Here is a 23,748-nt window from a genome sequence, read left to right as displayed (position 1 = left end):
GTGGGTGCCCGAGTCTCTGAGCCAGGCCGGGGACCGATAGATTTTCGAGGAAGCCGCCTGCGTCGCCGCCCGCCGAACGGGTGGCCGGACGGGTGGACGACCGCTACGGAAAGGGTGATCCGTTGAGCCGCTCGGTTCTCGTCACCGGAGGAAACCGGGGCATCGGCCTCGCCATCGCCCGCGCTTTCGCCGACGCCGGCGACAAGGTCGCGATCACGTACCGCTCGGGTGAGCCGCCGGAGGGCTTCCTGGCCGTCAAGTGCGACATCACCGACAGCGAGCAGGTGGAGCAGGCCTACAAGGAGATCGAGGAGACGCACGGTCCCGTCGAGGTCCTGATCGCCAACGCCGGCGTCACCAAGGACCAGCTCCTGATGCGCATGTCGGAGGAGGACTTCACCTCCGTCGTCGAGACCAACCTCACCGGCACCTTCCGCGTGGTCAAGCGCGCCAACCGCGCCATGCTGCGCGCCAAGAAGGGCCGCGTCGTCCTCATCTCGTCGGTGGTCGGGCTCCTCGGCTCCGCGGGGCAGGCGAACTACGCCGCCTCCAAGGCCGGTCTCGTCGGCTTCGCGCGTTCCCTCGCCCGTGAGCTGGGGTCGCGCAACATCACCTTCAACGTCGTCGCGCCCGGCTTCGTCGACACCGACATGACCAAGGTGCTCACCGACGAGCAGCGGGCCAACATCGTCTCGCAGGTGCCGCTGGGGCGGTACGCGCGGCCGGAGGAGATCGCCGCGACGGTGCGGTTCCTCGCCTCGGACGACGCCTCGTACATCACTGGAGCCGTCATCCCCGTTGACGGCGGACTGGGAATGGGTCACTGATCACCATGAGCGGAATTCTCGAGGGCAAGCGCGTCCTGATTACCGGCGTGCTGACGGAGGCCTCCATCGCCTTCCACGCCGCGAAGCTGGCCCAGGAGCAGGGCGCCGAGGTCATCCTCACCGCGTTCCCGCGGCCCACCCTGACCGAGCGCATCGCCAAGAAGCTGCCGAAGCCCGCCAAGGTCATCGAGCTGGACGTCACCAACGAGGAGCACCTCGCCCGGCTCGCCGACGTCGTCGGCGAGGAGCTGGGCGGTCTCGACGGCGTCGTGCACTCCATCGGCTTCGCCCCGCAGGACGCCCTCGGCGGCAACTTCCTGAACACGCCGTTCGAGTCGGTCGCCACGGCCATGCACGTCTCGGCGTACTCCCTGAAGTCGCTGACCATGGCCTGCCTGCCGCTGATGCAGAACGGCGGTTCGGTCGTCGGCCTCACCTTCGACGCGCAGTTCGCCTGGCCGCAGTACGACTGGATGGGCCCGGCCAAGGCCGCCCTGGAGGCCACCAGCCGGTACATGGCCCGTGACCTGGGCAAGCAGAACATCCGCTGCAACCTGGTCTCGGCGGGCCCGCTGGGCTCCATGGCCGCCAAGTCCATCCCGGGCTTCAGCGACCTGGCCGCCGTGTGGGACACCCGCTCCCCGCTGGAGTGGGACCTGAAGGACCCGGAGCCGGCCGGCCGCGGCATCGTCGCGCTGCTGAGCGACTGGTTCCCGAAGACCACCGGCGAGATCGTGCACGTCGACGGCGGACTGCACGCCATCGGGGCCTGACCGGACCCAACGGACACCTCGCCGAGGGCCCGCGTCCCGTACGGGGTGCGGGCCCTCGTGCTGGACCGGAGCGGCTCGGCGACGCGACCGCTCCGGCGCCGCTCAGTCGCCAGGGGACGGCCCGAACAGCCCGGGACGGCAGACGAACGGATAGGCGCCGGCCTCCTCCGCCGCCGTCGCCGCGTCACCCGCGCGGATCGCGTCCACCAGCCGGCCGTGGTCCATGTGCGTCGCCGGTGACATGCCCTCGCCCACGTCGCCCCGCAGCCAGTCCCGCAGGACCTCGCTCAGGTCCGCGTACATCGCTGTCAGCACGTCGTTGTGCGAGGCGGCGACGACCGCCAGGTGGAACGTGGCGTCCGCCGCCACGAAGGCCTCCGCCTCACCCGACTCCCAGGCTTCCTCCCGGCGCAGCAGCAGGGTGTCGATCTGCTTGAGGTCCTTCTCCGTGCGCCGCTCGGCGGCCAGGCGCGCGGCGGCCGACTCCAGCGTGGACCGCAGCTCGGCGATGTCCCGGGGCTCGGCGCCGGCGAAGCGGCGCTGCATCACGCCGGCCAGCTCGCTGGTCGCCACGACGTACGTGCCGGAGCCCTGGCGGATGTCCAGCAGGCCGTTGTGGGCCAGCGCGCGGACCGCCTCGCGGACCGTGTTCCGGGCGACGCCGAGCTGCTCGACCAGCTCGGGCTCGGTGGGGATGCGGGAGCCGACCGGCCACTCGCCCGAGGTGATCTGCTGCCGCAGCGCGGCGATGACCTGCTCGGACAGTGCCGAACGGCGGGGATGGCTCAGCGGCATGGCTCACCTTCGCACACGAGCGGTCGAACGAGTGGACAATCAATCATCCCATGATTCTATGATGGGTCTCATGGCTAGTGACGAAACCCGGACGGAGACACGCACGGAGACACGTACGCAGCGTGCTGAGGGCGGTGTGCCCGAGGTACCCGGCGGGGCGCCCGCCACGCGCGCGTGGACGACGTGGACGACCCGGCTGCTCATCCTCGGCATCGTCCTGGCCGCGGTGAACCTGCGCCCCGCCATCACGAGCCTGGGCGCACTCCTGGAGGAGGTCCGCGACGGGCTCGGCATGAGCGGCAGCATCGCCGGGCTGCTCACCTCCGTGCCCCCGCTCTGCTTCGCCGTCTTCGGGGTCACCGCCCCCCGGCTGGCCCGCCGCTTCGGGCCCGGCGCCGTGGTCTGCGCCGGCATGTTCGCCATCACCGCGGGCCTGCTGATACGCCCGTACGCGGGCGGCACGGGCGGCTTCCTGGCGGCCACCGCCCTGGCGCTGATGGGCATCGCGGTCAGCAACGTCCTGATGCCGGTCATCGTCAAGCGCTACTTCCCCGACCGCGTCGGCTCCATGACCGGCCTGTACTCGATGGCCCTGGCCTTCGGCACCTCCATCGCCGCCGCGGCGACCGTGCCCCTGACCAACGCGCTGGGCGGCCACTGGCAGCCCGGCCTCGCGGTCTGGGCCGTGCTGCCCGCGCTGGCCGTCCTGCCCTGGCTCCCGTTCGTGCGCAACCGGACGGCGCCGGGGGCCACGGGACCGGCCACGCCGCCGGGACGGGAGGGCGAGAAGCCCGCGGAACAGCCCCCGCTGCGGATCGCCCGCAGCCGCACGGCCTGGGCGCTCGCCGTCTTCTTCGGCCTCCAGGCCACCGCCGCCTACATCACGATGGGGTGGATGGCGCAGATCTTCCGGGACTCGGGCGTGTCCGCCGGCACCGCCGGGCTGCTGCTCGCGGTCATCATGGTGATGGGCGTGCCGCTCGCCTTCGTCATCCCGCGGGTGGCGACCCGCCTGCCCCACCAGGGCCCGATCGTGCTGATCCTGGGCCTGTGCGGACTCGCCGGATACGCCGGCCTGTACTTCGCGCCGGTCGGCGGCGCATGGGCCTGGGCCCTGCTGCTCGGCATCTCCAACTGCGCCTTCCCGCTCGCGCTGACCATGGTCGGAATGCGGGCGAGGACGGGAGCGGGCGTCGCCCAGCTGTCCGCCTTCGCCCAGAGCACCGGCTACCTGATCTCCATCCCCGGTCCGCTCCTGGTGGGCGTCCTCTACCAGCACAGCGGCGGCTGGGGGCTGCCGATCGCCCTGATGAGCGCGCTGATGGTGCCGCAGATGGTGGTGGGCGTCCTGGCCGGGCGCAACCGTACGGTGGAGGACGAGGCGGCCCGCTGACCCGGGCGCGCGGCGGCCCGGCCGCCGTGGACGGCGCGTCGGCCGCCGTCGGGGCCGGCCCGTCGTCGGTGGCCCCCCGGGAGCGGCCCGGGCGGAGGATGCGAGACTTGCCGTATGCCAGTCCTCGACCCGAACCCCCAGCACGGCCAGAAGAAGATGCTGATCGTCTTCGGCGCCTTCCTCGCGATCTTCGTGATCATCGGCGTCATCGCGACGATCGCCTCGCCGTGACCCCGCCCCCGCCGGCCGGACGGTGGGGTTAACCCCCCGTCCCCTAGGGGGTGAGGGTCAGGGTCAAGTGGGTGGACCTCCGGATGGGTTGGGCCCCGCCGGTTCCGTAACGTCGAGATGTGCCCGCGACAAGCGGGCCGCCGAGCACGGACCAGGGACGCCCGAAGACCAGCGGAGGCACTCATGTCGGCCCCTACCTACCCCCGGCCTCCCCAGGCGACCCGCGGCGGCGTCGACATCCGGCTGCCCTGGTGGGCCCTCGCCCTGCCCGTGCTCGCCTTCGTCGCGCTGCTCCTGCTGATATTCGATCCCGCCGACGCCCACGCGGCCGCGGGGCAGCCCGCGACGGCCCACCTCCTGGAGCGGCTGGAGCAACTGGCCACGCGCTGAGCGCCGAGCGTGGACTCCCACCCGCGTCCCGTCGTGAGCCCGCGTGTCAACTCCCAGAGCCCCGTGGCCTGTTTCATGCGAAGCTGGAAGACATGAGCGTCGCAGAACCCCGCAGGATTGTTCTCTTCCGGCATGCGAAAGCCGACTGGCCACAGGTGTCCGACCACGAGCGACCGCTCGCCGACCGGGGCCGCATGGACGCCGCAGAGGCCGGGCGTCGGCTGGCGGACACGGGCGTGCCCTTCGACCAGGCCCTGTGCTCCACCTCGGTCCGGACCCGCGAGACCTGGAAGCTCGCCGTCCAGGAGTTCCCGCACCGGCCGAAAACCGTCTACGAGGAGCGGATCTACGAGGCCTCGCCCGGCGAGCTGATCGCCGTGCTCAACGAGACCCCCGACGACCTGCGGAACGTGCTGATGATCGGGCACAACCCGGGCATGGAGGCGCTGACCGAGATCCTGGCCGGCTCGGCCGAGGACGAGGTCCGCGAGCGGATCAAGCGCCGGGGCTTCCCGACCGCCGCCTTCGCCGTCCTGACCTTCACCGGCTCCTGGAAGGACGTGGAGCCCGGCCGGGCCGTCCTGGTCGACTACTGGGCGCCGACCGACTGACCCGCCCCCGCGTGACAGGGCCCGGCAGCCTCACGGTCCGGGCCCTCGTCGTGCCGGGGGCCCGCCAGTGCCTCCGCCCTCCGCGCTTCCGCCCGTTCCTCCGCCGGGTCAGGGCTGCTCGGCGGGCAGACCGAGGCCCTCGCCGAGACCCTCGTCAAGCGTGTCCGCGGCCTCGACCTCCTCGCGGGTGATGCCCAGCAGATAGAGCACCGTGTCCAGGAAGGGCACGTTCACCGCGGTGTGCGCCGCCTCACGGACCACCGGCTTGGCGTTGAAGGCGACCCCGAGCCCGGCCGCGTTCAGCATGTCCAGGTCGTTGGCGCCGTCGCCGATCGCCACGGTCTGCGACAGCGGTACGCCGGCCTCGGCGGCGAACCGGCGCAGCAGCCGCGCCTTGCCCGCACGGTCCACGATCTCCCCGGTCACCCGGCCGGTCATTCTGCCGTCGACGATCTCCAGCGTGTTGGCCTGGGCGAAGTCCAGCCCCAGCTGCTCCTGAAGGGCGTCGGTGACCTGCGTGAAGCCGCCGGAGACCACCCCCACCTGGTAGCCGAGCCGCTTCAGCGTACGGATCAGGGTGCGGGCCCCCGGCGTCAGCCGCACCTCGGCGCGCACCTTGTCCACCACCGAGGCGTCAAGACCGGCCAGCAGGGCCACGCGCGCGTGCAGCGACTGCTCGAAGTCCAGCTCCCCGCGCATCGCGGCCGCCGTCACCTCGGCGACCTTGTCCTCGCAGCCGGCGTGCGCGGCGAACAGCTCGATGACCTCGTCCTGGATCAGTGTGGAGTCCACGTCCATCACCACCAGGCGCTGCGCCCGCCGGTGCAGCCCCGCCGCGACGACCGCGATGTCCACGCCGAGCGCCGCGGCCTCGGTGGCCAGGGCCGTGCGCAGCGGTTCGGTCTCCACACCGGACACCGCGAACTCGACGGCGGTCACCGGATACTTGGCCAGCCGGAAGATACGGTCGATGTTGCTGCCGGACTCGGTGATCCGGGCCGCTATGGCGGCGGTGGCCTCCGCGGTGAGCGGGTGCCCGAGCACCGTGACCAGGGAGCGGCCGAGACCGCGCGGCCGGTTGTCGCCGATGCCGGAGATGATCTCCGCCTGCAGCTTCAGCGACTCCGCCCAGCTGTGGACGGTCGCCCGCAGATCGCCCTCCAGACCGCGGGGCGGCTCGGTCACGAGCGCGCACAGCACGATCCGGCCACGGGTGACGACCTGCTCGATGTCGACGACGTCGACCGAGTACGCGGCGAGAGTGTCGAACAGGCCGGCCGTGATGCCCGGCCGGTCCTTTCCGAAGATCTTGACGAGGAGAGTGGGAACGTCAGAGGTCTGCGAAGCGCTCATGGTGCTCCCACCGTATCCGGCACGCGGTGCCGCCCGCGCCTCAGGTCCGACTGGCGGACAGGGGGCGCGCGGGGAGCGCGCGGGCCGGATTCCCGTCCGGGGGAGCGGCGGCCGAGCGGTCGGGAAGCGGGGTGCCGTCCTCGCACCCGGGTGGCACTGCGGCACGGGGTACGTACGTTCACGCTCCGGGCTGTCCCGGGCCGCCGGGGTGACGCGGGAGGCGGGCACCGCCTACCCGTCCCCGGGCCGCCGGGGCGTGGGGGGTGGGGAGGGAAGCGGCGGGGGCGGAGGCGGCGGAGGGCCCTCGCCCCAGGGCCGGGACGACGGCCGTTCCCCCGGTCGCCGTGGCCGTCGCGGCGTTTCCGGGGGCGGCCCCAGCGGCCCGGCCACCGTGGGGGCGCCGTACACGTCGTCGTCGGGCCGGTGGTCCGCCCCGCCGCCTCCCCGGCCCGCCCCGCCGCCGTCGTGCCCCGGGGTACCGCCTCGATCGCCCTCGCCGCCCCCTCCGTACCGCGCCGGGGCGGTACGGCCTCGTTCCTGCCTCCGCCCCGTGCCGCCCGGCGGCCAGCACCCCGACGACGTGTGCCCGGGCCCCGACGACGTGTGCCCGGGCCCCGACGGCGCCCCCGCGTCGCGCGGCCGGGCGTCCTCGGGTTCTCCCGAGGGGCCGCGTGGTCCCGGTGCCCCGCCGGGCCCCGCGCCCTCCCGCGATCCCAGGCGGGGACCGGGGCCCGGATCGGGCGGCCGGTGCGGCGCACCCGGCCGGTACGGGCCCGGGGACGAGCCCGCCCACGCCGGACCGCCCGCGCTCGCGCCCGCGTTCGCGCCCCCGCCCTCCGTCACCGCCCCGGCACTGCGTGCCAAGCCCGACGCCCGCGTCCCGGCCGCCCCGCTCACCCGTGCCAGCAGCGCCCCGGCGGCTCCCGCGCCCGCGCCCCAGGCGGCGCCCAGCAGCAGGGCCGCGCCGAGATGTCCGCGCAGGTCGATGCCCGCGCCGAAGGCATCGATGCCGAGCACCGACACGGAGGCGTCCACGGACACCTCGGTGAGCAGGGCCGCCAGCGGCAGCGTCACCGCGGTGGCGACGCCCAGCCGCAGCGCACAGCCCCTGGCGAAGACCAGCGGACGTACGTCGTGGGGCCCCACCGGCGTCCGTACCGCCGTCAGCACCCCGGCCAGCAGCATCATCAGTGCCGCGGCCACCCCCAGCAGCCACACCCGCCCGGCCGGCTCCGCCAGCCGCGCCAGGGTGACCGGCCGCTCGGCGCCGTCGCCGAGCAGATCGTCGAGGGGAGCCGGGAGGACCCCGACCAGCGCGCCGGTGGCCCGCCCGTCCCACGGCACGAACAGACCGAGCGGGATGCCGAGCCAGGCCCCGTTGGGCGCGCCCAGCAGTGCGGCCCCCGCGATCCGCCGGGGACGGTCGTCGCCGATCGCCGTCCAGGCCGCCGCCGCGAGGCCGGCCACCACCGCCGTCAGCGCCACCGTGACCAGCGCGGACACGGCCGGCCGCACCACCCGGTGCACGGCCTCGCACCCGCGCGGCAGCGGCGTGCGGCGGGAGGCCGGCAACGCGATCAGCAGCACCCCCGCGCACCAGGCGAGACCGCCCAGCAACGTCGGCGCGGTGTCGACGGTGAACCCGACGGCGGCCCGGGCGTCCACGAGGTCACCGACCCGGCCGGGCAGCAGCCCGCCGATGTCGCCCACGTCACCGAGCCCGGGGATCTCCGGCCCGCCGCCACCCCCGCCGGGCAGGTCGTCGAGCCCGAGCGAGGCGCCGTCGATCGTGACGACGTCGTGCCCGGCCCGGGCCAGCCCGCCCAGCATCGCCACGAACAGCGCGACCACCGCGCCCACGCGCGCGAGGAGTTCGGCGGGGGCGACGACAACTCCGGCCGCCCGCAGGGACCGCAGGAAGAAGAAGGACAGGAACAGCGCCCCGACCAGGCCCACCCCCAGTGGCGTGATCTCGATGGCCGTGTGCGCCTGGGCCCCTTTCATGCCGAACGAGGACACATCACCGGCCGGGGTGACCGAACCGCTCGCCCCGAGCGCCACCACCGCCGCGGTCATCGGTCCGAGCGAACCCGACGCGTCCGCGTCCAGCAGGTGCAGGCCGAGCGCCGCCGTGCCCGCCATGCCGATCAACGCCCAGCTCACGGAGGCGATCGCGGACAGCAGTACGTCGCCCCACGGCACGCGCGTGCCGTACCCCTTGTTCCCGACGCTCGTGGACGCGCTCATGGCAGACCCCCCGATCCGCTGCGCGGCCGACTTGCCGCGCATGTCCCCCTCGCGTGGAATACCACTCTCCGCGCAGGTTTCCACCCCGTCAACGGGAACGGCCGGTGGCGCCTACGCACTTTTCACAAGGCCCGACTTTCGGTCAGGGCCCCGAGCCTGAAATAGTTCCCCCCGATGTTCGACATCCCTAGACTCCCCGCGACGGGGGTACATCGGGGGACAACTCAGTGGGGCATGGAGTGCCGGAACTCGTACTGGAATCCAATGGACGGACCTGGACGCTCGATCCGTCCCGGTCATACGCGCTAGGACGCGATCCGCAGGGGGAGCTTGTCTTCGACGACGCCAGGGTCTCCTGGCGGCATGCCACGATCAGTTTCGACGGCCGCAGTTGGGTGGTCGAGGACCACGGCAGCACCAACGGCACCTTCGTGCACGGGCAGCGGGTCCAGCGGACGGAGCTGGGCGCCGGCACGGTGCTGAACCTCGGCAACGCGACCGACGGACCGCGCGTGAGCCTGACCGGCGCACAGGCCCCGGCCGGCACGCCGCAGGCCCAGCCGCAGCAGCAGCCGTACGCCGCGCAGGCAGCGAACGCGGGCTGGGCGCAGCAGGCGCCGCCCGCGCAGGAGCCGTTCCAGCAGCAGGCGCCACCGCAGCAGGCACCGCAGCACGGGCAGCAGCACGGGCAGCAGCACCAGGCCCAGCAGCCGGGCTGGCAGCAGGCGCCGCCGCAGCAGGCCGCGCCGCACTTCCCCCAGCAGCAGGGACCAGGCGGCGCGGCGGGGGCGCCACCGGTCCACGGGGACCGCAGCCCGACCACGTTCCACCAGTTCTCGCTCGGCCGTGTCATGCGCATCGGCCGTGCCCTGGAGAACGACCTGGTCGTCTCCGACCTCCAGGTCTCCCGCCATCACGCGGAGTTCCACTCGACGCCCGACGGGCGCATGGAGATCCGCGACCTCGGCTCGCACAACGGCACGTACGTCAACGGCCAGCCGATCGCCAAGGGCGGCTCCCAACTGCTCGGCCCGACCGACATCGTGGGCGTCGGCCACTCGACGTTCCAGATCGTCGGCGACCGGCTCGAGGAGTTCGTCGACACCGGTGAGGTCTCCTTCTCCGCCCGGCACCTGACCGTCACCGTCGACGGCGGCAAGCAGATCCTCAAGGACGTCTCCTTCGGCGTGCCCGAGAAGTCGCTGATCGCGGTCATCGGCCCGTCCGGCTCCGGCAAGTCGACCCTGCTCAAGGCGCTCACCGGCTACCGGCCCGCCGACCAGGGCGAGGTCCTCTACGACAACCGGAACCTGTACAAGCAGTTCGCCGAGCTGCGCCAGCGCATCGGTCTGGTCCCGCAGGACGACATCCTGCACAAGGAGCTGACCGTCAAGAAGGCGCTCAAGTACGCGGCGAAGCTCCGCTTCCCGGCCGACACCACGGCAGCCGAGCGCGACGCCCGCATCGACGAGGTGCTGCGCGAGCTGAAGCTGGACATCCACAAGGACAAGAAGGTCACGTCCCTGTCCGGCGGTCAGCGCAAGCGCGTCTCCGTCGCCCTGGAGCTGCTCACCAAGCCGTCGCTGATCTTCCTGGACGAGCCGACCTCCGGCCTCGACCCGGGCATGGACCGCGACGTCATGCAGCTGCTGCGCGGCCTCGCCGACGACGGCCGCACCGTCCTTGTCGTCACCCACTCGGTGGCCGAGCTGGCGACCTGCGACAAGCTGCTGGTGATGGCGCCGGGCGGTTCCGTGGCCTACTTCGGCCCGCCGGAGGAGGCGCTGAACTTCTTCGGCTACGACACCTGGGCCGACGTCTTCTCCGCCTTCGAGAACTACCGCGACTACGACTGGGCGGGCCGCTGGAAGGGCTCGCAGCACTACCAGATGTACGCCGCGGACCTCGATGCCGTCGCACCGCAGTCCGTACAGGTACCGCCGATGCAGGCGATGAAGCCACCGAAACCGCAGGGCTGGATGTCCCAGTTCGTCACGCTGGTGCGGCGCTACACGTCGGTGATCGCCTCCGACAAGGGCTTCCTGGCCCTGATGGTGATCCTGCCCGCCGTGCTGGGCGCGGTCAGCCTGCTCATCGACGCGGACAAGGGCCTGCTGCCCAACTCCGCCAACCCGCAGACCGGCCGGATCATTCCCAACGGCACCGCGACCACGGTCCTGCTGATCCTCGCGGTCGGCGCCTGCTTCGCCGGTGCCGCGAACTCGGTCCGTGAGCTGATCAAGGAACGGGTGATCTACGAGCGGGAACGCGCGACGGGCCTGTCCCGGTCCGCGTACCTGATGTCCAAGGTCTTCGTGCTCGGTCTGATCACGGTGTTCCAGGGCCTGCTGGTCGGCGTGATCGGCTTCGCCAGCCGTGAGATCCCGGACGAGGGACTGATCCTGGGCGGCGCGACACTCGTCGAGCTGTCGCTGCCGATCATGGCGCTCGGCTTCACCTCGATGATGTTCGGTCTGGTCATCTCCTCGCTGGTGAAGACCGCCGAGAAGACCATGCCGCTGCTGGTGATGTTCGCGATCATCCAGGTCGTCTTCACCGGCTGCCTCTTCGCCCTGAACGGCGCGGTCGGCGTCAACCAGTTCTCCTACCTGATGCCCTCGCGCTGGGCGGTCGCCGCGGCCGGTGCCACGCTGGACTTCAACAAGATCAGCCCGCCCGAGAAGGGGGCCGAGGCCGACCCGCTGTGGGAGCACACCGTGGGCGCCTGGGGGATGGACATGGCCGCGCTGATCGTCCTCGGCGTGATCTGCGGCTTCTTCGTCGCCCGCTTCCTGCGCCGGCACGAGCCCGAGGTCATGCGCAAGTAGGCCGAGGTCCGGCGGGCCCCAAGGCCACGCCCCGCACGCCCCGAAGGGCGGCACCCCGTCAGGAGGGTGCCGCCCTTCGGCGTACGGTGCGGCGTCGGCGACGTCGTGAAGAGGTCCGCGCCGACCTCAGTACGCGCTGTCGACGTTGTCCATGGTGCCGTACTTGTCGGCGGCGTAGTTGCACGCGGCGACGATGTTGGCGACCGGGTCGTAGATGTTCTTCGAGGTGCCGGGCACGTGGTAGGCCTTGAACGTCGGCGGGATGACCTGGAGCAGGCCCTTCGACGGGATGCCGTTGATGGCGTTGATGTCCCAGTCGTTGATGGCCTTCGGGTTGCCGGAGGACTCCCGCATGATGTTGCGGTGGATGCCCTCGTAGGTCCCGGGGATGCCGTGCTTCTTCATGATGGCGCGGGCCTCGCGGATCCAGCCGTCGAGGTTGTTCGGGTAGGACTTCGGCGCGGCCTTCTTGATCTCGGTGCGCTTGGCGGACCGGCTGGTGGTCTCCTTCGCCGCACGCTTGGCGGCGGCCTTCTTGGCGGCGGCCTTCTTCTCGGCGGTCGCCTTCTTGGCGGCCGCCTCCTTCTTGGCCTCGATGGCGGCGACCTTCTGGCTCGCGCCGGCGAGCTGGCCGGTGACACCGGCGTGCACGTCCTGGATCTGCTTGGTGCTGTACGCCACCTTGGCCGTGGGAGCGGCCTCGCTCGTGGTCGTCGTCTGACCGCTGGCCGGGACGGCGGTGAAGGCGACGGCGGCGGCGCCGAGCGTGCCGACACCGGCGATCGCGATCTTGTGCGTGCGGTTCAGGGATCGACTGCGACCACGGGGAAGGATGTTCTTGAGCATGGCGGGATAGACCTCTTCGAATAGCGCGGAGGTCGCTCTCGTCCGGTGGGGACAGTTGGTGCTTCCGGCACAAACGCCGCGGGGGAGAACCCACGGCGCTGAGCGACGAGAGCAATTCTTAGCGGCCGCAAAATCCGGAGGCAAAGGTGTGACGTACGATCCGAGATAGTGGATCAGGGAACGGCAAAGCGGGACAGATTGGACCATCTGCCCCGCTCAAAACGGACGAGTCGTTCTCCTACTCCCGTTCGTACGTGACGTGCGCCCTATGTGCGGGCTCACATCGGCCTCCCACCTTTCTCACTGCTAGTTGCTGGAGCAATGCAATGTGTGAGTGGTCTGCGCCGCCCTTCTACGGCAGCAGGAGATGGACGTCCCCGAACTCGTGCCACAGGTAGCGCCCCCGCACCGCGGCCTCGTACCCGCGGTCGATCGCCGCCCGTCCCGCCACCGCCTCCAGCATCAGCAGATGCGAGGCCTCGGGCTCGTGCAGCCCCGTCAGCAGGCCCTCCACCACCCGCACCCCGCGCTCCGGCGTCACGACCAGTTCAGTCCACCCGGCCCGCGCCCGTACCACCCCGTCGGCCCCGGCCGCCGACTCCACCGCCCGCACGGCCGTCGTCCCCACCGCCACCACCCGCCCGTCACCGGCGCGCACGGCGTTGATCAGCCGCGCCGACGTCTCCGGCACGGCGAACCGCTCCGGATACGGCGGCTCGTACGACTGAGCCGAGGCCACCCCCGTGTGCAGCGTCACCGGCGCGAACAGCACCCCACGGCTCACCAGCTCCGCCACCAGCCGCGCTGTGAAGGGCCGCGCCGCGCTCGGCATCTCCGCACTGCCCGTCCCGTCACCGGACGGCAGCGCGAACACCGTCTGGTAGACGGACAGCGGCTGGTCCCGCTCGGTATAGGAGTACCGAATGGGCCGCCCGTGCTCCCGCAGCAGCGCGGGCACCTCCGCCCCCGACACCCGCGCCCACCACAGCCGCTCACCGCGCGCGTTCAGCGGCTCCTCCAGCACCAGCCGCGCACCACCCGGCAGCCGCACCCGCGTGCCCGCCAGACCACCGCACCCGCGCCCCGCCACTCCCTCTCCCTCCGCACGCGCGCGCGGGAGGCCCGTCACGTCCACTGCGTCCACTGCTTCCGCACGCGCGCGCGTGGTGCCCCGCCCGTCCGGTTCCCGCAGCTCCACCGCCCACCGGCCGTCGTCCCCGCGCGTGGAGAAGTGCACCACCACGCGCGCGTGCCCGACCCGGCCGTCCACGGCGGCGGCCAGCGTGGGCGAGGTGTTGACCACCAGCAGGTCACCGGCCCGCAGCAGCCCCGGCAGCTCCGCGAACCGGTGGTGCGACACCTCGGTGCCGCGCGACACCAGCAGCCGCACGCCGTCCCGGTCGAGACCCGGCTCCCGCTGCTCGACCGGCACCCGGGCCGACAGCTCCTCCGGGACCCGCACCGCCAGCGCCGACATCAGCGGGCCTCCAGCAGCGCCGGAGCCCCGTAGCGCCCGCTCGCCGGACGCTCGTCCAGCAGTCGCAGCAGCGCCGGCACGACACTCGCCGGGTCAGGACGCGGGTCGTCGTCGTCCGGCACGGCCGCCGTGTACAGATCCGTGGCCATGTCCCCCGGATCGACGGCCCAGACCCGCAGCCCCGGCTCCTCGGCGCCCAGCACCGCCGCCAGCTGGTCCAGGGCCGCCTTGGACGCCCCGTAGCCGCCCCAGGTCTCGTACGCCTCGGCGGCCGCGTCCGAGCTGATCGTCACCACCGTGCCCGCGGGAGCCGCCCGCAGCAGCGGCAGGGCCTCCCGGACCAGGCCCAGCGCCGCCACCACGTTCACCTCCAGCGCCCGCCGCATGCCCTCCAGGGGCAGCTCTGCCAGCCGCACCAGGGGCTCGGCACCCAGTGCGCTGGCGTTGCTGACCAGCAGGTCCACGCCGCCCTGCCGCCGGGCCTCGGTCACCAGCCCCGTCCGGTGCCAGGAGTCGGTGACGTCGCCGGGCAGCGCCGTCACCCGCGTGCCGTACGCCTCCAGCGCCGTCGCCGCCTCCTTGAGCCCCTCCGGATTCCTGGCGTCCAGCACCAGGTCCCACCCCCGTGCCGCCAGGGCCTCGGCGAGCGCCCGGCCCAGCCCCTTGGACGCCCCCGTGATGATCGCAACCGGCATGACACACGTCCCCTTCGTCGTCCTCGCCGTCCGTCCGGCCGGCGTGATCCTCAACGTAGGAACCGGCGCCCACCCGCCGCCTCGGGCACGGGCCCCAACCGGTCAGGGCCCTTCGCCCTAGGCCCGACGGGCGGGACCGCGGACCTAGGCCCACCGCCCTAGGCGACGCCCGTCACCGGGCCGATCCCGCCCGCACCCCCCGCGGGTACCGTGAGGACATGAGTCACGGCCCACGGTCCGGCCTCACCGCGGTGAGTTCCGCGCTGCTGGCCATGAGCAGGCACCTGGAGGTGCGCGACGTCCTCAAGACGATCGTCGCCTCCGCCCGCGAGCTGCTCGACGCGCAGTACGCCGCCCTCGGCGTCCCCGACGACCACGGCGGCTTCGCCCAGTTCGTGGTCGACGGCGTCAGCGACGAGCAGTGGAAGGCCATCGGCCCGCTGCCGCGCCAGCACGGCATCCTCGCCGCGATGCTCCAGGAGGCCACCCCCGAACGCCTGGGCGACGTCCGCAAGGACCCCCGCTTCGGTGGCTGGCCCTCCGCCCATCCCGACCTGGTCGACTTCCTGGGCCTGCCGATCCGCGACGGCGACGAGGTGCTCGGGGCGCTGTTCCTCGCCAACAAGAACTGCGAGAAACCCGAAGGCGGCTGCGGCTTCACACAGGACGACGAGGAACTGCTCGGCATCCTCGCCCAGCACGCCGCGATCGCCCTCACCAACGCGCGCCTGTACGAGCGCAGCCGCGAGCTGACCATCGCCGAGGAGCGCTCCCGGCTCGCCCACGAGTTGCACGACGCGGTGAGCCAGAAGCTGTTCTCGCTGCGCCTGACCGCCCAGGCCGCCACCGCCCTGGTCGACCGCGACCCCGCGCGGGCCAAGGGCGAGCTGCACCAGGTCGCCACGCTCGCCGCCGAGGCCGCCGACGAACTGCGCGCCGCCGTCGTCGAGCTGCGCCCCGCCGCGCTGGAGGAGGACGGCCTCGTCGCCACCCTGCGCACCCAGATCCAGGTCCTCGACCGCGCCCACTCCGCTCGGGTGACCTTCACCGGTCACGGCGTCAAGGCCCTGCCGGCCAGCCAGGAGGAGGCCATGCTGCGCGTGGCCCAGGAGGCACTGCACAACGCCCTGCGCCACTCCGGGGCCGAGCACGTCCAGGTGACCCTGCACCGGCGGGGCACCGGCGCCGTCCTGCGGATCACCGACGACGGCGGCGGCTTCGACCCGCGCACGGTACGCCGCGCCGGACGCCACCTCGGCCTGGTCTCGATGCGCGACCGGGCGAGTGGCACCGGCGGCCGGCTGACCGTGCGGTCCGCGCCCGGCGAGGGCACCACGATCGAGATGGAGGTTCCCGGTGGCTGAGGCGATCAAGGTGCTCCTCGTCGACGACCACCAAGTGGTCCGCCGGGGACTGCGCACCTTCCTGGAGGTGCAGGACGACATCGAGGTGGTCGGCGAGGCCGCGGACGGCGCCGAGGGCGTCGAGCGCGCCCAGGAGCTGAAACCCGACGTGATCCTCATGGACGTCAAGATGCCGGGCATGGACGGCGTCGAAGCGCTGCGCAGGCTCCGGGAACTGGACAACCACGCGCGCGTGCTGGTCGTCACCAGCTTCACCGAGCAGCGCACCGTGGTCCCGGCCCTGCGGGCGGGCGCGGCCGGGTACGTGTACAAGGACGTCGACCCCGACGCGCTGGCCGGCGCCATCCGCTCCGTCCACGCCGGCCACATCCTGCTCCAGCCCGAGGTCGCGGGCGCCCTCCTGAGCCAGGAGGAGAGCAGCTCCGGTGCGGGCCGGACCGGATCCCTCACGGAGCGGGAACGCGAGGTGCTGGGCCTGATAGCCGACGGCCGCTCCAACCGGGAGATCGCGCGGGCGCTGGTCCTCTCGGAGAAGACGGTGAAGACCCACGTCTCGAACATCCTGATGAAACTCGACCTCGCGGACCGCACCCAGGCCGCCCTGTGGGCCGTACGCCACGGGGTGGCCGGCTGACCGTGACCGACCGCCCCTTTACGCGGCGAGTCGGCGGAGGGTTCCCCTCCGGTCGGAGATTCATACCGTCGTGGGAATGTCCCCCATATGGCGCATCCTTCGAGGGGTCCGGCCGTTCTTCAGGGCGCACCACGGCGACTGCCGCGGTGATCGCAAGGAGGGCTTGTAAGTGAAGAACCTGAAGAAGGCAGCGGCCGTGACGATGGTGGCCGGCGGCCTGATCGCCGCCGGTGCGGGCATGGCCTCCGCCACCGACGGCGGCGCCCACGCCCACGGCAAGGCCGTCGGCTCCCCGGGCGTCGCCTCCGGCAACCTGGTCCAGGCGCCGATCCACATCCCGGTCAACGCCGTCGGCAACAGCGTCAACGTCATCGGCGTCCTGAACCCGGCCTTCGGCAACCTGGGCGTCAACCACTGACACCGGTCGCGCACGATGCCTGCGGCCTCCCGGGACCACTGGGAGGCCGCATCGGCATGCCCGTCCGGCGTTTGAGGACTTTGAGGACGAGGCCGTTCAGGCCGAAAGCGGGGGTCTGGGGGGCGCGGCCCCCAGGTCGGTCACACCCGCACGGGGCGAGCCGGAGAAGCGCTCACCGCATCCCCCGTTCCACCACTACGGAGTTGTACGCCGCGACCTGCGCCCGCCGAGCCACCCGCTCCACCGGCCGCAAGGCATCCCCCCGCGCCGCCATCTCCGACGCGCTCACCGCACCCCCGTGCCCGTTCTCGGACGCCAGCGACACCAGCGCCCCCACCCGCTGCGCCAACTCCAGCACCCGCACCGCCCGCGGCGGATACCCCGGCGCCAGCACCTCACGCCCTCGCTCCGCCCGCGCCCGGTACGCGGCGACCGCCGCCTCCGCCACCGGCCCCGACCCGGCGACGTCCAGCCGCGTCAGCACCTCAGTCGCGTCCCGCAGCGCCTCCGCCAGTTCCCGCTCCGCCTCCCCGAGCGAGGGCACGTCCGCCGGCGGCGCCTCCCGCACCGGCAGGCAGTGCCACACGACCTCGACGTGCACGTCACCCTCGGGCCCCGCCTCGTACACCTCCGGCACCAGCCCCAGCGCGGCCCCCTCGCAGATCACCGCCTCCTCGGCCTCCAGCGCCCGGGCGTTGAACTCCGGCGGCCCGCTCAGCCCCAGGGGATGCCCCGGCGCGGGCAGCGCGACCCGCAGCCCGGACGCTCCCAGCGCCCGCAGCCGCCCCAGCGCCAGCGTGAGACCGACCGGCGCGTCCTCACCCGGCAGCCCCTCCACCCGGTGCACCGCGTCCTCGCCCACGATCGCGACCGCGGCGTCGTCCGGCGAGACCAAATGGGCAATAAGGGCATTTCCCCAGGCGGCAAGGCGCCCTGCGCGTGGTTCCGAGAGCATGCCCCCACCCTAAGGACCGGACCGATGGAACGGTGACGCCGACCGGTGGCGTAGATTTCCTGGAGGGGCCTGCGCCCACCGGCGCCGCGGCCCGAGTCACAGGTGTACGCGTCAGCCGAGACCGGCCACAATGCAAGGGGAGACAACGCGCTCATGAGCGATGTTCTGGAGCTTCAGGACGTATCCGTGGTCCGCGAGGGCCGGGCTCTGGTGGACCAGGTCTCCTGGTCGGTCAAGGAGGGCGAGCGCTGGGTCATCCTCGGCCCCAACGGCGCCGGCAAGACCACCCTCCTCAATGTCGCGTCCAGCTACCTCTACCCGAGCACCGGCACCGCCACCATCCTCGGCGAGACCCTCGGCAAGCCCGGCACCGACGTCTTCGAGCTGCGCCCGCGCATCGGCGTGGCCGGCATCGCCATGGCCGACAAGCTGCCCAAGCGCCAGACCGTGCTGCAGACCGTGCTCACCGCCGCGTACGGCATGACCGCCGGCTGGCAGGAGGAGTACGAGGACATCGACGAGCAGCGCGCCCGCGCCTTCCTCGACCGCCTCGGCATGACCGAGTACCTGGACCGCAGGTTCGGCACCCTCTCCGAGGGCGAGCGCAAGCGCACGCTGATCGCCCGTGCCCTGATGACCGACCCCGAGCTGCTGCTCCTGGACGAGCCGGCGGCCGGCCTCGACCTCGGCGGTCGCGAGGACCTCGTCCGCCGCCTCGGCCGGCTCGCCCGCGACCCCATCGCACCCTCCATGATCATGGTGACCCACCACGTCGAGGAGATCGCCCCCGGCTTCACCCACGTCCTGATGATCCGTCAGGGCAAGGTCCTGGCCGCCGGCCCGCTGGAGCTCGAACTCACCTCCCGCAACCTCTCCCTCTGCTTCGGACTCCCGCTCATCGTCGAGCAGAACGGGGACCGGTGGACCGCGAAGGGACTCCCGCTGTCCTGACCCGCCCCCCGTGCGCCCTGTCCCCGGCGTCCCCAACGGACCTACCATGACAGCGTGAACGACATCGACGCATGGGTGTGGTGGCTCGTCGCCGCGGCAGCGCTCGGAATCCCGCTCGTCGTGACCGCGATGCCGGAGTTCGGGATGTTCGCCGTCGGCGCGGTCGCCGCCGCCGTCGCCTCCGGACTGGGCGCGGACCTCGTCGTCCAGGTCCTCGTCTTCGTCATCGTCTCGGTCGCCCTCATCGCCGTCGTACGGCCCATCGCCGCGCGACACCGCTCCCAACAGCCCCAACTGGCCACGGGAGTGGACGCCCTGAGGGGCAGACAGGCCGTCGTGCTGGAGCGGGTGGACGGCTCGGGCGGCCGGATCAAACTGGCCGGGGAGGTCTGGTCGGCACGCGCCCTGGACACCGGGCGTGCCTTCGAACCCGGCGAGGAAGTGGACGTCGTGGAGATCGACGGGGCCACGGCCGTCATCATGTGACCTGGCCGTGCACAAGTGGCCCGAACGTCCCCCGCGTCGTGCCACGGTCTGTCACACTCGACCAGCAAGATCCTCAACAGCCGTAAGATCAGCAGTAGTCAGGGTCAGCCGGGCCAACAGGGCCCGGTCTCACAGGATCTGCCGGAGCGCCGAGGCGGAGAAGGGGACGGACACCCACGATGGAACCGGTCATCATCGTCCTGATCATCCTGGTGGTGTTGGTCTTCATCGCCCTGATCAAGACCATCCAGGTCATTCCACAGGCCAGCGCCGCCATCGTCGAGCGCTTCGGCCGCTACACGCGGACACTCAACGCGGGCCTCAACATCGTGGTCCCGTTCATCGACACCATCCGCAACCGCATCGACCTGCGCGAACAGGTCGTGCCCTTCCCGCCGCAGCCGGTCATCACCCAGGACAACCTGGTCGTCAACATCGACACCGTCATCTACTACCAGGTGACCGACGCCCGCGCCGCGACCTACGAGGTCGCCAGCTACATCCAGGCGATCGAGCAGCTCACCGTCACCACCCTGCGCAACATCATCGGCGGCATGGACCTGGAGCGCACCCTGACCTCCCGCGAGGAGATCAACGCGGCGCTGCGCGGCGTCCTCGACGAGGCCACCGGCAAGTGGGGCATCCGTGTCAACCGCGTCGAGCTCAAGGCCATCGAACCGCCCACCTCCATCCAGGACTCGATGGAGAAGCAGATGCGCGCCGACCGCGACAAGCGCGCCGCGATCCTCCAGGCCGAAGGTGTCCGGCAGTCCGAGATCCTGCGCGCCGAGGGTGAGAAGCAGTCCCAGATCCTGCGCGCCGAAGGTGAGGCCAAGGCCGCCGCACTGCGCGCCGAGGGCGAGGCCCAGGCCGTGCGCACTGTCTTCGAGGCCATCCACGCCGGCGACCCGGACCAGAAGCTGCTCTCCTACCAGTACCTCCAGATGCTCCCCAAGATCGCCGAGGGCGACGCCAACAAGCTCTGGATCGTCCCCAGCGAAATCGGCGACGCCCTCAAGGGCCTCTCCGGCGCCATGGGCAACCTCGGCGGCCTGGGCGGCAACTCGGGAGGCGGCAGCGGCGGCGCGAGCGTACCCGCCCAGGAACGCCGCGAGAAGCCGACGATCGACTAGCGAGTACTTGCCGGCGCCGGGTGACCCCCGCGCCCGGAGGGGGCGCGGGGAACTGCGCGACAAGGCACAGCGCACCCGCGGTCAGCGACGCACATCAACCCCTGCGGCGCGGACTCACGCGGCGTCCAACACCAACCACTCCGGCAACGCCGCGAAGTCGTCCCGGGCCAGCGCCAGCAACATCGCATCGGCGGGAGTCGGCTCGAACGGCTCCCGCAGCAACGGCATCCCCGCCTGCTCCGGCGTCCGGTTCGCCTTGCGGTGATTGTCCTCCGCACACGAGGCCACCGTGTTCAGCCAGGTGTCCTGCCCGCCGTGCGACCGCGGCACCACGTGGTCGACGGTCGTCGCCCGCCGCCCGCAGTACGCACACCGGTGCCGGTCCCGGACGAGCACCCCCCGCCTCGACCACGGAGCGCGTCTTCGGAACGGCACCCGTACGTATTGGCACAGCCTGATCACCCGGGGCGCGGGTATGTCGAGCGCGGCTCCGCGCATCCGCAGCGAGGGGTGGGCCTGCTCGACGACGGCCTTGTCCTGGAGCACCAGAACGACGGCTCGATTCAGCGTCACCGTCGACAACGGCTCGAAGCTCGCGTTCAGCACCAGCGTGTCCCGCATACCAGCCCACCTCCCGTGCGCACCGGCCCACCCCCTGGCGGGCTGGAACAACTCTGGCCGGGCACGCCGGGATGGACAACGCAATATCTGCTGCTCCGACGAGGGACGCGCCCCCCGCCATCCCCCGGCAACAAAAATGCCCGCCCCTGATCCATTCCAAGACCGGGGGCGGGCAAACGTTCCATGAACGCTCGGAACACTCAGCTGTCCGCGGGCACCTCGTACTCACCGATGAGCTGAGCCCGCGCGATCGTGTGGAACCGCAGGTTGAAGCCGACGAACGCCGGAGTGCTGTCCGCGTCGGGACCGAGCTTCTCCTGGTCCACGGCGTACACCGTGAACACGTACCGGTGCGGGCCGTCCCCGGCCGGCGGCGCGGCACCGCCGAAGCCCTTGGTGCCGTAGTCGTTGCGCGCCTGTACGGCGCCCTGGGGCAGCCCCTCGAACGAGCCGCTGCCCGCGCCCACCGGCAGCTCGGTCACCGAGGCCGGGATGTCGAACACCACCCAGTGCCAGAACCCGCTGCCCGTCGGGGCGTCCGGGTCGTAGCACGTCACGGCGAAGCTCTTGGTCTCGGCGGGAAAGCCCTCCCACCGCAGATGCGGAGAGGTGTTGCCGGCCGCGTGGACCTGAGCGTCCTTGAGCGTCCCGCCTACCTGTACGTCGTCGCTCGTGACCGTGAACGACGGCACGGGCGGGTGGAAGTCATGGGGGAGCGGACGTCGCTTCAGCTCGGTCACCTCGGTACCTCCTGAATGGTGTGGTGCAGAGATGACCGAGCCTAGATCTTCTAGAACCAGTTGCGCTTGCTGCCGACCTCGGAGAGCCACTGGTTGAGGTACGCCGTCCAGTCGGTGCCCTGGTAGTCGTTCAGCCCGACCTTGAAGGAACGGAACGTGTCGCTGCCCTCGCTGAACAGCCCGGGCTTCTTGTCCATCTCCAGCACGACATCCATCGCCTGCGCGTCGGCCACGAAGCTCAGCTCGACCTGGTTCAGCCCGCGGTACTGCTGCGGCGGGAAGAACTCGATCTCCTGGTAGAAGGGCAGCTGCTGGCGCGTCCCCCGGATGTGGCCCCGCTCCATGTCCGCGCTCTTGAAGCGGAAGCCCAGACCGATGAACGCGTCCAGGATCGCCTTCTGCGCCGGCAGCGGGTGCACGTTGATCGGGTCCAGGTCACCGGAGTCCACGGCGCGCGCGATCTCCAGCTCCGTGGTGACGCCGATGTTCATCCCGCGCAGCGCCTGCCCGTCGATCATGGTGATCGGGGTCTCCCACGGAATCTCCAGGCCGAACGGCACCGCGTGCACCACACCGGCCTTCAGCCCGAAGGCGCCGCCGAGCCGCACCTTGGTGAACTCGATGTCCTGCTTGTACTCCTGGTCGCCGCTCTCCACCTCGACCTTGGCCTGGAGCCCGACCGACAGCCCTTCGATCTCCTGGTCGACGGACCCTCCCTGGATCCGCACCTCGCCCTGGACGACACCCCCCGGTACGACGTTGACCTCATGCAGCTCGGTCTCGACCGAAGCCCCGCCGGCTCCCAGGCTCGCGAGCAGCTTCTTGAACGCCATGTCTCTCCCTCTCCAGGCTTGCGTGTGAATCCTCGATCCCTACAAACGCGATCCCGCCGTGGCCGGTTCCGCGCCCCACACCCTGGCAAGGCGGACGCCCCCTGACCGCCCCGCGCGCGGTCCGGGCTGCGTTACGCTCGGACGGCATGATCGCGAGCCCTGACCGTACGCCCCTGCCCAGGGAATTCTTCGACCGCCCCGTTCTCGAGGTGGCCCCCGACCTCCTGGGCCGCATCCTGGTGCGCACCACCCCGGACGGCCCGATCGCCCTCCGTCTGACGGAGGTGGAGGCCTACGACGGTCAGAACGACCCCGGCTCCCACGCCTACCGCGGTCGCACCCCCCGTAACGACGTGATGTTCGGCCGCCCCGGACACGTGTACGTCTACTTCACCTACGGCATGTGGTTCTGCATGAACCTGGTGTGCGGCCCCGAGGGCAGGGCGAGCGCGGTTCTGCTCCGCGCTGGCGAGATCATCGAGGGCGCCGAGCTGGCCCGGACCCGTCGGCTCTCCGCCCGCAATGACAAGGAACTGGCCAAAGGCCCGGCCCGCCTCGCCACCGCCCTGGGCGTGGACCGCGCCCTGAACGGCACGGACGCCTGTACGGCGGAAGCCACCCCTCTGCGCATCCTGACCGGTGCCCCCGTACCCGGTGACCAGGTACGCAACGGTCCACGGACCGGAGTGGCCGGCGAAGGCGGCGTGCACCCCTGGCGCTACTGGGTCGCCGACGACCCCACGGTCAGCCCGTATCGGGCGCACGTCCCCAGGAAGCGCCGAAGTTGACTCTCCCTTGGGAGACGCGTAACGTAGCCCGAGCCGCTTGACCCGGGTAGGGCGTTCGCCTGCAGCCGGAAGCGGCCAACCCACTACCTACGACTTCCCTCAGCGGGAGCGAATTCGGCATGTCCGCATGCCTGAATTCAAACTCGCAGGACTCGATTATGAGTCCACGGAGGAATCGGCTAACGTAGTGAATGTCGAAAGGCCGACGAGCGAAAGCCCGGACGCAGTCGACAAATCCCGCCGACCGGGAATCGGACCGAAAAGGATCTGATAGAGTCGGAAACGCAAGACCGAAGGGAAGCGCCCGGAGGAAAGCCCGAGAGGGTGAGTACAAAGGAAGCGTCCGTTCCTTGAGAACT

At 71.7% G+C, this 23,748-nt stretch carries 24 protein-coding genes; 14 read left to right on the top strand and 10 right to left on the bottom strand.

What is annotated here, in order from left to right; all coding sequences use genetic code 11:
* Positions 1-122 precede the first annotated feature (122 nt).
* The gene (gene fabG, locus ACZ6IM_RS30230) at positions 123-827 is read left to right on the top strand and encodes a 3-oxoacyl-[acyl-carrier-protein] reductase (protein ID WP_052841913.1); all 705 of its coding nucleotides are present in this window, start codon (positions 123-125) and stop codon (positions 825-827) included.
* Between the two features lie 5 nt (positions 828-832).
* On the top strand, positions 833-1,600 hold the full coding sequence (gene fabI / locus ACZ6IM_RS30225) for an enoyl-ACP reductase FabI (RefSeq protein WP_052841799.1): 768 nt from the start codon (positions 833-835) through the stop codon (positions 1,598-1,600).
* A gap of 102 nt (positions 1,601-1,702) precedes the next feature.
* On the opposite strand, the gene ACZ6IM_RS30220 is transcribed toward fabI, so the two are convergent.
* Positions 1,703-2,395, bottom strand: coding sequence for a FadR/GntR family transcriptional regulator (locus ACZ6IM_RS30220; protein WP_469560735.1), 693 nt, complete (start codon positions 2,393-2,395; stop codon positions 1,703-1,705).
* Positions 2,396-2,453: 58 nt separating this feature from the next.
* Between ACZ6IM_RS30220 and ACZ6IM_RS30215 the strand changes: the two genes are divergently transcribed.
* The 4 genes from ACZ6IM_RS30215 (at position 2,454) to ACZ6IM_RS30200 (ending at position 5,020) form a co-directional block, all read left to right on the top strand.
* The gene (locus ACZ6IM_RS30215; protein ID WP_469560732.1) at positions 2,454-3,788 is read left to right on the top strand and encodes a CynX/NimT family MFS transporter; all 1,335 of its coding nucleotides are present in this window, start codon (positions 2,454-2,456) and stop codon (positions 3,786-3,788) included.
* 114 nt (positions 3,789-3,902) lie between these two features.
* Positions 3,903-4,019, top strand: a complete 117-nt coding sequence (locus tag ACZ6IM_RS30210) for an SGM_5486 family transporter-associated protein (protein WP_037922852.1) — start codon at positions 3,903-3,905, stop codon at positions 4,017-4,019.
* 183 nt (positions 4,020-4,202) lie between these two features.
* Positions 4,203-4,409 (top strand): hypothetical protein, encoded by a 207-nt coding sequence (locus tag ACZ6IM_RS30205; RefSeq protein ID WP_469560729.1) that lies wholly within the window; start codon positions 4,203-4,205, stop codon positions 4,407-4,409.
* Between the two features lie 92 nt (positions 4,410-4,501).
* Positions 4,502-5,020, top strand: a complete 519-nt coding sequence (locus ACZ6IM_RS30200) for a SixA phosphatase family protein (protein ID WP_469560727.1) — start codon at positions 4,502-4,504, stop codon at positions 5,018-5,020.
* Between the two features lie 108 nt (positions 5,021-5,128).
* Here the strand turns inward: ACZ6IM_RS30200 and serB are convergent, their stop codons facing one another.
* Complete coding sequence (gene serB, locus ACZ6IM_RS30195; RefSeq protein WP_469560724.1) at positions 5,129-6,373, bottom strand: phosphoserine phosphatase SerB; 1,245 nt, start codon at positions 6,371-6,373, stop codon at positions 5,129-5,131.
* 231 nt (positions 6,374-6,604) lie between these two features.
* The gene (locus ACZ6IM_RS30190) at positions 6,605-8,620 is read right to left on the bottom strand and encodes a streptophobe family protein (RefSeq protein WP_469560721.1); all 2,016 of its coding nucleotides are present in this window, start codon (positions 8,618-8,620) and stop codon (positions 6,605-6,607) included.
* 239 nt (positions 8,621-8,859) lie between these two features.
* Between ACZ6IM_RS30190 and ACZ6IM_RS30185 the strand changes: the two genes are divergently transcribed.
* On the top strand, positions 8,860-11,448 hold the full coding sequence (locus ACZ6IM_RS30185; protein WP_469560718.1) for an ABC transporter ATP-binding protein/permease: 2,589 nt from the start codon (positions 8,860-8,862) through the stop codon (positions 11,446-11,448).
* Positions 11,449-11,574: 126 nt separating this feature from the next.
* Here the strand turns inward: ACZ6IM_RS30185 and ACZ6IM_RS30180 are convergent, their stop codons facing one another.
* The 3 genes from ACZ6IM_RS30180 to ACZ6IM_RS30170 form a co-directional block, all read right to left on the bottom strand.
* Positions 11,575-12,294, bottom strand: coding sequence for a transglycosylase SLT domain-containing protein (locus tag ACZ6IM_RS30180; RefSeq protein ID WP_052841792.1), 720 nt, complete (start codon positions 12,292-12,294; stop codon positions 11,575-11,577).
* Positions 12,295-12,646: 352 nt separating this feature from the next.
* On the bottom strand, positions 12,647-13,771 hold the full coding sequence (locus tag ACZ6IM_RS30175) for an S-adenosylmethionine:tRNA ribosyltransferase-isomerase (protein WP_052841791.1): 1,125 nt from the start codon (positions 13,769-13,771) through the stop codon (positions 12,647-12,649).
* On the bottom strand, positions 13,771-14,466 hold the full coding sequence (locus ACZ6IM_RS30170; RefSeq protein WP_469560713.1) for an SDR family NAD(P)-dependent oxidoreductase: 696 nt from the start codon (positions 14,464-14,466) through the stop codon (positions 13,771-13,773). The genes ACZ6IM_RS30175 and ACZ6IM_RS30170 overlap by 1 nt, the downstream gene beginning before the upstream one ends.
* Positions 14,467-14,684: 218 nt before the next feature.
* Between ACZ6IM_RS30170 and ACZ6IM_RS30165 the strand changes: the two genes are divergently transcribed.
* From ACZ6IM_RS30165 to chpE, 3 genes are all read left to right on the top strand, one after another.
* Complete coding sequence (locus ACZ6IM_RS30165; protein WP_052841789.1) at positions 14,685-15,830, top strand: GAF domain-containing sensor histidine kinase; 1,146 nt, start codon at positions 14,685-14,687, stop codon at positions 15,828-15,830.
* On the top strand, positions 15,823-16,464 hold the full coding sequence (locus ACZ6IM_RS30160) for a response regulator (RefSeq protein WP_469560709.1): 642 nt from the start codon (positions 15,823-15,825) through the stop codon (positions 16,462-16,464). Before ACZ6IM_RS30165 ends, ACZ6IM_RS30160 begins: the two co-directional genes overlap by 8 nt.
* A 169-nt stretch (positions 16,465-16,633) precedes the next feature.
* Positions 16,634-16,882: a chaplin ChpE gene (gene chpE / locus ACZ6IM_RS30155; RefSeq protein WP_003977022.1), complete on the top strand. Its 249-nt coding sequence runs from the start codon at positions 16,634-16,636 to the stop codon at positions 16,880-16,882.
* Positions 16,883-17,054: 172 nt separating this feature from the next.
* Here chpE and ACZ6IM_RS30150 read toward each other — a convergent pair whose 3' ends face one another.
* Positions 17,055-17,837 (bottom strand): hypothetical protein, encoded by a 783-nt coding sequence (locus ACZ6IM_RS30150; protein ID WP_052841787.1) that lies wholly within the window; start codon positions 17,835-17,837, stop codon positions 17,055-17,057.
* A gap of 153 nt (positions 17,838-17,990) precedes the next feature.
* Between ACZ6IM_RS30150 and ACZ6IM_RS30145 the strand changes: the two genes are divergently transcribed.
* From ACZ6IM_RS30145 to ACZ6IM_RS30135, 3 genes are all read left to right on the top strand, one after another.
* On the top strand, positions 17,991-18,788 hold the full coding sequence (locus ACZ6IM_RS30145; protein WP_052841786.1) for an ABC transporter ATP-binding protein: 798 nt from the start codon (positions 17,991-17,993) through the stop codon (positions 18,786-18,788).
* A 54-nt stretch (positions 18,789-18,842) separates the two neighbouring features.
* Positions 18,843-19,274: an NfeD family protein gene (locus ACZ6IM_RS30140; protein WP_052841785.1), complete on the top strand. Its 432-nt coding sequence runs from the start codon at positions 18,843-18,845 to the stop codon at positions 19,272-19,274.
* A 179-nt stretch (positions 19,275-19,453) separates the two neighbouring features.
* Positions 19,454-20,407, top strand: a complete 954-nt coding sequence (locus ACZ6IM_RS30135; protein ID WP_052841784.1) for an SPFH domain-containing protein — start codon at positions 19,454-19,456, stop codon at positions 20,405-20,407.
* A gap of 114 nt (positions 20,408-20,521) precedes the next feature.
* Here ACZ6IM_RS30135 and ACZ6IM_RS30130 read toward each other — a convergent pair whose 3' ends face one another.
* From ACZ6IM_RS30130 to ACZ6IM_RS30120, 3 genes are all read right to left on the bottom strand, one after another.
* Positions 20,522-21,028: an HNH endonuclease gene (locus ACZ6IM_RS30130; RefSeq protein ID WP_007388340.1), complete on the bottom strand. Its 507-nt coding sequence runs from the start codon at positions 21,026-21,028 to the stop codon at positions 20,522-20,524.
* Positions 21,029-21,228: 200 nt separating this feature from the next.
* Positions 21,229-21,768: a YbhB/YbcL family Raf kinase inhibitor-like protein gene (locus ACZ6IM_RS30125; RefSeq protein WP_052841783.1), complete on the bottom strand. Its 540-nt coding sequence runs from the start codon at positions 21,766-21,768 to the stop codon at positions 21,229-21,231.
* 50 nt (positions 21,769-21,818) lie between these two features.
* Positions 21,819-22,601 (bottom strand): sporulation protein, encoded by a 783-nt coding sequence (locus tag ACZ6IM_RS30120; protein ID WP_052841782.1) that lies wholly within the window; start codon positions 22,599-22,601, stop codon positions 21,819-21,821.
* A 146-nt stretch (positions 22,602-22,747) separates the two neighbouring features.
* Between ACZ6IM_RS30120 and ACZ6IM_RS30115 the strand changes: the two genes are divergently transcribed.
* Positions 22,748-23,389, top strand: coding sequence for a DNA-3-methyladenine glycosylase (locus ACZ6IM_RS30115; RefSeq protein ID WP_052841781.1), 642 nt, complete (start codon positions 22,748-22,750; stop codon positions 23,387-23,389).
* Positions 23,390-23,748 lie beyond the last annotated feature (359 nt).

The organism is Streptomyces sp. NPDC042336, assembly GCF_055581985.1.
This window is presented reverse-complemented; position numbering and strand designations above follow the sequence as displayed.

Coding starts and splice junctions, on each gene's coding strand:
- fabI (WP_052841799.1), top strand. CDS start 833: ATGAGCGGAATTCTCGAGGGCAAGCGCGTCCTGATTACCGGCGTGCTG.
- ACZ6IM_RS30220 (WP_469560735.1), bottom strand. CDS start 2,395: ATGCCGCTGAGCCATCCCCGCCGTTCGGCACTGTCCGAGCAGGTCATC.
- ACZ6IM_RS30215 (WP_469560732.1), top strand. CDS start 2,454: ATGATGGGTCTCATGGCTAGTGACGAAACCCGGACGGAGACACGCACG.
- ACZ6IM_RS30210 (WP_037922852.1), top strand. CDS start 3,903: ATGCCAGTCCTCGACCCGAACCCCCAGCACGGCCAGAAGAAGATGCTG.
- ACZ6IM_RS30205 (WP_469560729.1), top strand. CDS start 4,203: ATGTCGGCCCCTACCTACCCCCGGCCTCCCCAGGCGACCCGCGGCGGC.
- ACZ6IM_RS30200 (WP_469560727.1), top strand. CDS start 4,502: ATGAGCGTCGCAGAACCCCGCAGGATTGTTCTCTTCCGGCATGCGAAA.
- serB (WP_469560724.1), bottom strand. CDS start 6,373: ATGAGCGCTTCGCAGACCTCTGACGTTCCCACTCTCCTCGTCAAGATC.
- ACZ6IM_RS30190 (WP_469560721.1), bottom strand. CDS start 8,620: ATGAGCGCGTCCACGAGCGTCGGGAACAAGGGGTACGGCACGCGCGTG.
- ACZ6IM_RS30180 (WP_052841792.1), bottom strand. CDS start 12,294: ATGCTCAAGAACATCCTTCCCCGTGGTCGCAGTCGATCCCTGAACCGC.
- ACZ6IM_RS30175 (WP_052841791.1), bottom strand. CDS start 13,771: ATGTCGGCGCTGGCGGTGCGGGTCCCGGAGGAGCTGTCGGCCCGGGTG.
- ACZ6IM_RS30170 (WP_469560713.1), bottom strand. CDS start 14,466: ATGCCGGTTGCGATCATCACGGGGGCGTCCAAGGGGCTGGGCCGGGCG.
- ACZ6IM_RS30165 (WP_052841789.1), top strand. CDS start 14,685: ATGAGTCACGGCCCACGGTCCGGCCTCACCGCGGTGAGTTCCGCGCTG.
- ACZ6IM_RS30150 (WP_052841787.1), bottom strand. CDS start 17,837: ATGCTCTCGGAACCACGCGCAGGGCGCCTTGCCGCCTGGGGAAATGCC.
- ACZ6IM_RS30145 (WP_052841786.1), top strand. CDS start 17,991: ATGAGCGATGTTCTGGAGCTTCAGGACGTATCCGTGGTCCGCGAGGGC.
- ACZ6IM_RS30135 (WP_052841784.1), top strand. CDS start 19,454: ATGGAACCGGTCATCATCGTCCTGATCATCCTGGTGGTGTTGGTCTTC.
- ACZ6IM_RS30130 (WP_007388340.1), bottom strand. CDS start 21,028: ATGCGGGACACGCTGGTGCTGAACGCGAGCTTCGAGCCGTTGTCGACG.
- ACZ6IM_RS30120 (WP_052841782.1), bottom strand. CDS start 22,601: ATGGCGTTCAAGAAGCTGCTCGCGAGCCTGGGAGCCGGCGGGGCTTCG.
- ACZ6IM_RS30115 (WP_052841781.1), top strand. CDS start 22,748: ATGATCGCGAGCCCTGACCGTACGCCCCTGCCCAGGGAATTCTTCGAC.